Origin of the sequence: Pseudoduganella sp. RAF53_2, from assembly GCF_052113985.1 — a bacterium.
GTDB lineage: Bacteria > Pseudomonadota > Gammaproteobacteria > Burkholderiales > Burkholderiaceae_D > Rugamonas.
Genome location: NZ_JBFRDW010000461.1, coordinates 1 through 4,957 on the forward strand (window position 1 = coordinate 1; position 4,957 = coordinate 4,957).

At 61.9% G+C, this 4,957-nt stretch carries 5 protein-coding genes and 1 pseudogene; 1 reads left to right on the forward strand and 5 read right to left on the reverse strand.

The window, feature by feature from the left end:
• Both AB4Z11_RS22870 and AB4Z11_RS22875 read right to left on the reverse strand, forming a co-directional pair.
• A pseudogene (locus AB4Z11_RS22870) lies at positions 1-672 on the reverse strand (apolipoprotein N-acyltransferase); the annotation flags it as partial.
• Positions 672-1,550, reverse strand: coding sequence for an HlyC/CorC family transporter (locus tag AB4Z11_RS22875; protein WP_442027880.1), 879 nt, complete (start codon positions 1,548-1,550; stop codon positions 672-674). The gene AB4Z11_RS22875 and the pseudogene AB4Z11_RS22870, both read right to left, overlap by 1 nt.
• A 97-nt stretch (positions 1,551-1,647) precedes the next feature.
• Between AB4Z11_RS22875 and AB4Z11_RS22880 the strand changes: the two genes are divergently transcribed.
• Positions 1,648-2,661 carry a transporter gene (locus AB4Z11_RS22880; RefSeq protein WP_442027882.1) on the forward strand — a complete coding sequence of 338 codons (1,014 nt, stop codon included), beginning with the start codon at positions 1,648-1,650 and terminating at the stop codon, positions 2,659-2,661.
• Between the two features lie 114 nt (positions 2,662-2,775).
• Here the strand turns inward: AB4Z11_RS22880 and ybeY are convergent, their stop codons facing one another.
• The 3 genes from ybeY to AB4Z11_RS22895 all read right to left on the reverse strand — a co-directional run.
• The gene (ybeY, locus tag AB4Z11_RS22885; RefSeq protein WP_442027883.1) at positions 2,776-3,240 is read right to left on the reverse strand and encodes an rRNA maturation RNase YbeY; all 465 of its coding nucleotides are present in this window, start codon (positions 3,238-3,240) and stop codon (positions 2,776-2,778) included.
• Positions 3,224-4,288 carry a PhoH family protein gene (locus AB4Z11_RS22890; protein WP_442027885.1) on the reverse strand — a complete coding sequence of 355 codons (1,065 nt, stop codon included), beginning with the start codon at positions 4,286-4,288 and terminating at the stop codon, positions 3,224-3,226. Before AB4Z11_RS22890 ends, ybeY begins: the two co-directional genes overlap by 17 nt.
• Positions 4,285-4,957 (reverse strand): radical SAM protein (locus tag AB4Z11_RS22895; protein WP_442027886.1); only part of this gene is annotated, 673 nt, incomplete at its 5' end. The genes AB4Z11_RS22895 and AB4Z11_RS22890, both read right to left, overlap by 4 nt.

The following is a 4,957-nucleotide window of genomic DNA, read 5'->3' on the forward strand; positions in this document are numbered from 1 at the left end:
CTCTACGTATTGGAGGCCGAAGCCGCCGATCCACACCGCGCCGATCACACCCAGCGCCGCATAGCGCGTGCGATGCATCAGAAGCAGTAGCGCGCCGGCGGTCAGCGCCACCAGCCAGCTGATGCCGTACACGCCCAGCACCGGCGCCCAGCCGGACAGCGGCGACGTATTGTGCGCATAGCCCGCCGACACCCACGAGAACCCGGTGAACAGCCAGCCGCGCAGCCATTCGAACAAGGCCCACATCGCCGGCAGCACCAGCAGATTAGCGGCCGGCAGCGGCAAGGCCCAGYGCTTGCGCAGCCAGCCCGCGGCACCCATCGCCAGACCGGCATACAAGCCCATGGCCGCGCCAAGCAGCGCGATCGAAACCGCGGCCAGCGGTCCGGGCAAGCCGCCGAAGCGGCCTAACGCGATATACAACCAGTGAAAGCCCGCCGTGCACCAGCCGAAGCCAAACGCCCAGCCTACCAGCGCGCCCCCGCGCACGGTGTCGGCGCGCAGCATCTGATAGAACATCAGGGCGAGAGCAAGGATCTGCAGCGGCCACCAGCCGAAAGGCGCGAAGGAAAACACGCTGATGCCGCCAGCGATGGCGGCAATCAGCATACGGCTGCGGGTACTGCGGGGAGGTGCGGACGGCTCGCCAGCACTGGCTTTACGCCAGCGCATCAGTCCTGCTCGTCCACGGAAGGTGGCAGCTTTTCGACGGTCAGCACGTGGATCTGGCGCGCGTCGGCGCGCAGCACCTCAAAGCGCAGATTGTCGATGTCGAACACTTCGCCTTTGTGCGGCATGCGGCCAAGATGCTTGGCGACGAAACCGCCGATGGTATCCACGTCCTCGTCGGACAGGGCTGCGTCCAGCTCTTCGTTGAATTGCTCGATTTCCGTCAGCGCCTTGATGCGCCAGCGCGGGCCGATCTGACCTTCCTTGATGGAGAGGATATTGTCTTCCTCTTCATCGAAATCGTATTCGTCTTCGATATCGCCGACGATCTGCTCCAGCACGTCCTCGATGGTGATCAGGCCGGCCACGCCGGAATACTCGTCCACCACGATCGCCATGTGATTGTGATTGGCGCGGAAATCGCGCAGCAGCACGTTCAGGCGTTTGGATTCCGGGATGAAGATGGCAGGGCGCAGCATATCGCGCACGTCGAAGGATTCTTCGGCGTAGTAGCGCAACAGGTCCTTGGCCAGTAGAATGCCCACGACCTTGTCGCGTTCACCTTCGATGGCCGGAAAACGCGAGTGAGCGGTTTCCAGAACCAGCGGCAGCCAGTCTTCAATAGGCTTGGAAATGTCGATGACGTCCATCTGCGAGCGCGGGATCATGATGTCGCGCGCGGACAGATCGGACACCTGGAACACGCCCTCGATCATCGACAGTGCGTCGGCGTCGATCAGGTTGCGTTCATGGGCATCGTGCAGAACTTCAAGCAGCTCCGAGCGGTTCTCGGGCTCTGGGGAAATCAGTGCGGTGAGTCGCTCAAATAGCGACCGGTGTGGTTTAGCGTCATTTCTGACGCTACTAGAGTGCTCTTGCATAGTTGGCGTTGAAGCCTATTGTTTCGAAGTGCTATAGGATACACCAAACGGACGCGCGGGGTTCGATTTGTCAGTTTGATATGAGTCAGGAGAATGCATGCAGATAAGCGCAGTTGCCTACGGTTCGGATCAATGTGGACTGGTGTGTAGCTATCTGTTCGGCCGTGGCCCGCACCCGCTACCCATTGACGCAGCGGAGGCAGAGCAGTGGCTGCGCCAGCGCGCGGATCATCCCGGCGAATTCGTCTGGCTGCATTTCAATCTCGCTAACACGGCCAGTGAAAAGTGGATGCGCGAGCACACCACGCTGGCCACCGAATACTACGAAAGCCTGCACGAAGGCTCACGTTCGACGCGCATCGAGCAGGCTGACAATACGCTGGTGGCCGTAGTGAATGACGTGCTGCGCGATTTCAGCTACGAGCCTTCCGATATCGCCAGCCTGTCGCTGAGCGTCGACCGCCAGCTGGTGGTAAGTGCGCGCCGTAAGCCGCTGCAGGCCGTCGAACGTCTGCGCCAGGCGGTGCAGCGCGGCGAGACGATTGCCACCACCGTGGTGCTGCTGACCCATTTGCTGCGCGACCAGGCGGATGTGCTGACCCGCATCGTGCGCGATGCCACGACCAAGGTGGACGGCATCGAGGATAGTCTGTTGTCCGGCAAACTGCGCTACAAGCGCGCGGACCTGGGCTTGATGCGCCGCGTGCTGGTGCGCCTGCAACGCCTGCTGGCGCCGGAACCGGCGGCGCTGTTCCGACTTTTGCAACGCCCGCCGACCTGGGTGTCCGAAGCGGACCGCCAGGAGCTGCGCGAGTCGAGCGAGGAATTCGCGGTGACGCTGAATGATATGGCGGCGCTGCAGGAGCGCATCAAGGCGCTGCAGGAAGAGATTGCGGCGCTGGTGAACGAGGCTAATAACCGCAGCCTCTACGTGCTGACCATCGTCACCGTGCTGGCGCTGCCGATCAATCTGATTGCCGGCTTGCTGGGTATGAACGTTGGCGGTATTCCGCTCGCCAATGACAAGGAAGGGTTCTGGATCATCATCGCCATCGTGGCCGTGTTCACGGCCGTGGCGGGATGGTGGGCTTTCGGGAAAGAGCGCGATTAGAGCCTACGGCGGAATCCAGTTTAGAACCCGCGGCGGAATCTAGTTTAGAACCCGCGGCGAAATCTAGTGGCTGCCACATCGTGGCAGCCACTTGGGTTACGCCTTGGGTTTTGATCAGGACGCGTAAGGATCGGCGTAACCGAGTTCGTCCAGGATCTCGGTTTCGATGCCTTCCATCTCCGCCGCTTCCTCATCATCCTCGTGGTCGTAGCCCTGCGCGTGCAGCACGCCGTGCACGATCAGGTGGGCCGTGTGTTCTTCCACCGTTTTCTTCTGCTCGGACGCTTCGCGCAGCAGCACGTCCGTGCACAGGATGATGTCGGCGCGGGTCGGCTCGTCCTCGTCGTAATCCTCGCCCTCGTTGTAGGCAAAGGTCAGCACATTGGTAGCGTAATCCTTGCCGCGGTATTCCCGGTTCAGCTCCTGGCCTTCCTCGGCCGCCACGAAGCGGATGGTCAGTTCGGCCGGCGCGAACAGGGCCGCCTTGACCCACTTGCGGATCATGGGACGGGTAATGTCTTCCTGCAGGCGTGGATCGGCGTACTGGACGGACAGGGTCAGCTTATTTTTTTCGGACATTGCGGACTGCTTTAACGGCGGGTTTAACGGGATGCAGCAGGGGCGCGATTTCCGCACTGGCTTCCTGCGACTGTTCATACGCATCGACGATGCGCGCCACCAGCGGATGGCGCACCACGTCGGCGCTGGAGAAATGGCTGAAGGCGATGCCGCGCACATTGCGCAGTACATGCATCGCATCGACCAGGCCGGACTTCTGGCTCTTTTGCAGGTCGATCTGGGTCACGTCGCCGGTCACCACGGCCTTGCTGCCAAAGCCGATACGGGTCAGGAACATCTTCATCTGTTCGACGGTGGTGTTCTGGGCTTCGTCCAGAATCACGAAAGCGTGGTTCAGCGTGCGGCCGCGCATATAGGCCAGCGGCGCGATTTCGATGATCTGCTTCTCGAACATCTTTTGCGTGCGGTCGAAACCGAGCAGGTCGTACAGCGCGTCGTACAGCGGACGCAGATACGGGTCCACCTTCTGCGCCAGATCGCCCGGCAGGAAGCCCAGGCGCTCGCCGGCTTCCACCGCAGGACGGGTCAGGATGATGCGCTTGATGACGTCGCGCTCCAGCGCATCGACGGCGCAGGCCACGGCCAGATAGGTTTTGCCGGTACCGGCAGGGCCGATGCCGAAGCTGATRTCGTGGTCGAGAATATTGCGCAGGTAGCGGATCTGGTGCGGCGTGCGGCCGCGCAGGTCGGAGCGGCGCGTTTTCAGGATCGGGCTGGTGATGTCCGGATCGTGGAAGGGCGGTTCTTCGCCGGTTTCCTCGGCTTCCGGCGCCAGGCCCGCGCGCTGTTCCACCAGTGCCAGCTGGACTTCTTCCACTGGAATCACTTTGTCCGCCACGTCCCAGAAGCGGGTCAGGATTTCCACCGCACGTTCGGCATTGTCGCCGCTGACGATGAACTTCTCGCCGCGGCGGAAGATGGTCACATCCAGCGCGGCCGAGATCTGGCGCAGGTTTTCGTCCAATGGACCGCACAGGTGGGCGAGGCGCGTGTTATCCAGCGGCTCGGGGATGAAGTAGTGCGGTTGCACTGGTGTTTTTGTTTTCAAAGTAAGGCTTCTCCGCGCAGGGAGTAATCAAGGCTTTCGGTGATGCGCACATTGACCATCTGGCCGTGCAGGGCTGCTGCGTTGGCGCCGCCGTCGAAGTAGACGGTGCGGGTATTGCTGGCGCGTCCCTGCAGTTCGCTGCCGCCGCGTTTGGACGGACCTTCTACCAGCACCTGCATGGTCTGGCCGACCATGGCCGCGCTGTGGCGCTTGGTGTTGGCATCAAACAGGGCTTGCAGACGCTGCAGGCGTGCCGACTTCACCTCGGCCGGCGTATCGTCGGCCAGGTTGGCGGCCGGCGTGCCGGGACGTTTGCTGAAGATGAAGCTGAAGCTGTTGTCGAAGTCGACGTCCTGCACCAGCTTGTACATGGCTTCGAAATCTTCGTCCGTTTCGCCAGGGAAGCCGACGATGAAGTCGGAAGAGATCACCACGTTCGGACGCACGGCTCGCACCTTGCGGATGATGGACTTGTATTCCAGCGCTGTGTAGCCGCGCTTCATCGCGCCCAGGATCTTGTCCGAGCCATGCTGAGCGGGCAGGTAGAGCTGGTCGGCCAGCTTGGGGATATTGGCGTAGCAGTCGATCAGGCGCTGCGTGAATTCTTTCGGGTGGCTGGTCACGAAGCGGATGCGCTCGATGCCCGGAATCGCCGCCACGTACTCAATC